This is a genomic window from Autumnicola aciditolerans, assembly GCF_041679265.1.
In the GTDB taxonomy this organism is placed as follows: domain Bacteria; phylum Bacteroidota; class Bacteroidia; order Flavobacteriales; family Flavobacteriaceae; genus Autumnicola.
This window is the reverse complement of sequence record NZ_JBGFSM010000048.1, coordinates 1-2,843: the sequence shown is the minus strand read 5'-3', so window position 1 is coordinate 2,843 and position 2,843 is coordinate 1. Positions and strand designations below refer to the sequence as shown.

The following is a 2,843-nucleotide window of genomic DNA, read 5'->3' as shown; positions in this document are numbered from 1 at the left end:
CATAATAAATATTATTTTAGAGCAAAGCTACCGGTCGAAAGTCAGCTAATCAAGATGCAGTTGGTGGGGTGGATACAGAACAATTGTTGTTGCTCCAATGACAACAAATACGAAAAAATATCCGACAAGAATTCCGGTAAAATCAAATGGAAAAAAAGGAATGATCGCAATTGACCAGATTAGAACAATTGACAAACAAAGAATTGTAAAAATCTTTGAATCATTATCCAACTCAGAAATCAAAAAGTGTAAAGAGGTGCTTAAAGAAACATTTGTGGACTAAGTACTAATGCCAACATCGGTTCATCGCAAATAACGGGTATTCCGGAAAAAGTGTAATTTTAGAAACCATGAATGAAATGGTTAATCCGACAAGTCCGCCTCCCTACTCCCGCAACTTTCGATAACCGTAACCGTTATGCTTTATATGTAAAAAAGAGTCAATAAAAAATAAATTAAAAAGAAAAAAGGCTAAATTTGAAACAAACCTTGTAAAGATGAGTAATCGTACCATTTCTGTAGATTTTCCAACCGATATTCTCTTAGCGTTAAATGAGTCAGAAAATGATTTAAAGAAACGTATTAAGATAATGTTAGCCATTCAATTATATAAAGCTCAGAAATTGACAATTGGCAAGGCAGCTCAACTTTCAGGGCTTTCCCGACTAGAATTTGAAACTGAACTTTCTAAAAATAAAATTTCAATATCAAGCTTAACTGAAAAAGATGTACTAAAAGATATTGAAAAACTTAGGTAAATATGAAAAACGGACTTGTAATTGCCGATGCAGGACCTATTTTCTCCCTCGCAATAATTGATAAATTAGAACTCCTAAATAATTTATTCGATGAAATAAAAATTCCAAATGCAGTTTGGGAAGAAATAACTTTAAAGAAGAATACGGAATACTATAGAAAAATCAGAATTTTTTTTGAACCGAAAGTCGTTAAGATATCTAGTTTTAATGAATTAACTTTTATAATGGATTATGGAGAATCGGAATCAATTATACTTTATAAAGAATTGAATGCTCAGTTTCTTTTAATAGATGATAAAAAAGCAAGAACAATAGCTGAAAATTTTAATATTGAATGTATCGGTACATTAGGTTTATTATCAATAGCAAAATCTAAAGGATTATTAGACGAATTGAGACCGCTATTTATCCAATTTCTCCAAAACAACAGATATTATTCTCTAAAGTTGTTAAATAAATTATTGGAGAATCATAAGGAGCAGAAGATAGCATACAAAGCATAACATCGGTTATAGCAAATAGCGGGTCTTGACAAAAAAGTATAATTTAGAAAACCAAGGAACAAAAGATTAATCCGACAAATCCGCGTCCCAAATCCCGCTACTTGTCCATAACCGTAGCCGTTGCCACCAATATTAAAACAGCGATTTGGGTTTTAATGAGCAAAAAATATTAAATTTGAATAATTGAAAATTAAGAGATGATAGTTGAACGACAAAATAATGAAATCTTAGTACGATTTTCGGCTGGAACAAAAGCCTCGAAAATTCAATCTATTCTTGATTATTTGAGATATGAAGAATTGACTGCCAAATCAAAGGCTACAGAAGATGATTTGGCGGATTTATTAAAAGATGCCAAAAAAGGAAGAACCAATAAAATAAAAAAAGAGCTCGGATTAAATGACTAAAATAATTGTTGACTCTAATATTATTTTTAGCGCATTATTGAATATTGATAGTCGGATTGGTCAAATGTTGATTAACAGTAAAAAACATTATGACTTTTACTCTCCAAAATATGTAAGATCAGAAATTTTTGAACACAAGGAAAAAATTAAAAAAATCGCCAAACTGAATAACGCTGATTTTTTCGAGGTTTATGAGTTAGTATTACAAAACGTAACCATTCTTAACCATTCAATTTTACCAATTAAAAATTTCAAAAAAGCAGCAGATCTCTGTAAAAATGTTGACAGCGACGATACATTATTTGTAGCTTTTTCAGAATATTTGAAAGCAGATTTATGGACTGGCGATAAAAAATTATTGATCGGACTGAGCAAAAAAGGATTTAAAAGAACGATAACAACAGAAGAATTATACCAAGATTTTCGTAAAAAACAGAAGTTATAAGGATTAATACTGGTGGCAACATCGGTTCATCGCAAATAACGGGTTTACAGGAAAAAGTGTAATTTTAGAAACCAGCAAAGAAAATGGTTAAGCCGACAAGTCCGAGTACGTACTCCCGAAACTTGCGATAACCGTAACCGTTAGCTGTCATTTAGTAGAAATAATCGAACATATTTATGGAGACATTACAAAAATTAAAAGAATTAGATTTAAATATATGCACTCCGGAAGAAATAGATGAGTTATTAAATAAAATAGGACCATTACCTATAATGAGGACCGAATATTATAAAGGCAAAATATTTGAAAGAGCCCAAAGAAATAAAGATGGTGAACCTGATTTTAGTACAGTTGACAGAATGTCCTATGTTCCTGCAGAATACAATAAAAACTATTTAAGAGCAAGTACACCTGATCATACAATGTTTTATGGATCTGTATTGAAAGACAATTATACTATTGATGATATTGGTTATACGAGAATAACCGCTTGCTCTGAAACAAGCGAATTACTCCGAGATAATTCAATTCCAGAAGGAGAAAGAATAATTACCTTAGGAATGTGGCAAGTTCAAGAAGAAATAACTTTGGCAACCATATTTGATCCAACTAAAGATTATGAAATAACCTACTTAAATGATATAAAAAATAGTTATTTAAGGGACTATCTCAAAAACTGTGTAAGTAGAAAATATCGGGGTTTGCAAACCCCGATATTTTTTTAATCTTG

General features: G+C 31.0%; 5 protein-coding genes and 1 pseudogene. All 6 read left to right on the top strand.

Going from position 1 to position 2,843, the window contains the following annotated elements; genetic code table 11:
- Window positions 1-79 precede the first annotated feature (79 nt).
- A pseudogene (locus tag AB8M93_RS18550) lies at window positions 80-283 on the top strand (type II toxin-antitoxin system PemK/MazF family toxin); the annotation flags it as partial.
- 214 nt (window positions 284-497) lie between these two features.
- The gene (locus AB8M93_RS18545) at window positions 498-758 is read left to right on the top strand and encodes a UPF0175 family protein (protein ID WP_311536610.1); all 261 of its coding nucleotides are present in this window, start codon (window positions 498-500) and stop codon (window positions 756-758) included.
- A 2-nt stretch (window positions 759-760) separates the two neighbouring features.
- Window positions 761-1,261, top strand: coding sequence for a PIN domain-containing protein (locus AB8M93_RS18540; RefSeq protein ID WP_373060447.1), 501 nt, complete (start codon window positions 761-763; stop codon window positions 1,259-1,261).
- A gap of 197 nt (window positions 1,262-1,458) precedes the next feature.
- Window positions 1,459-1,668: a hypothetical protein gene (locus AB8M93_RS18535; protein WP_373060445.1), complete on the top strand. Its 210-nt coding sequence runs from the start codon at window positions 1,459-1,461 to the stop codon at window positions 1,666-1,668.
- Window positions 1,661-2,113, top strand: coding sequence for a PIN domain-containing protein (locus AB8M93_RS18530; protein ID WP_373060443.1), 453 nt, complete (start codon window positions 1,661-1,663; stop codon window positions 2,111-2,113). Before AB8M93_RS18535 ends, AB8M93_RS18530 begins: the two co-directional genes overlap by 8 nt.
- A 176-nt stretch (window positions 2,114-2,289) precedes the next feature.
- Complete coding sequence (locus tag AB8M93_RS18525; protein ID WP_373060441.1) at window positions 2,290-2,838, top strand: hypothetical protein; 549 nt, start codon at window positions 2,290-2,292, stop codon at window positions 2,836-2,838.
- The last annotated feature ends 5 nt before the right edge of the window (window positions 2,839-2,843 follow it).

Bases quoted from the DNA above. Each gene is read 5' to 3' on its own strand.
- AB8M93_RS18545 (WP_311536610.1), top strand. From the start codon at position 498: ATGAGTAATCGTACCATTTCTGTAGATTTTCCAACCGATATTCTCTTA.
- AB8M93_RS18540 (WP_373060447.1), top strand. From the start codon at position 761: ATGAAAAACGGACTTGTAATTGCCGATGCAGGACCTATTTTCTCCCTC.
- AB8M93_RS18535 (WP_373060445.1), top strand. From the start codon at position 1,459: ATGATAGTTGAACGACAAAATAATGAAATCTTAGTACGATTTTCGGCT.
- AB8M93_RS18530 (WP_373060443.1), top strand. From the start codon at position 1,661: ATGACTAAAATAATTGTTGACTCTAATATTATTTTTAGCGCATTATTG.
- AB8M93_RS18525 (WP_373060441.1), top strand. From the start codon at position 2,290: ATGGAGACATTACAAAAATTAAAAGAATTAGATTTAAATATATGCACT.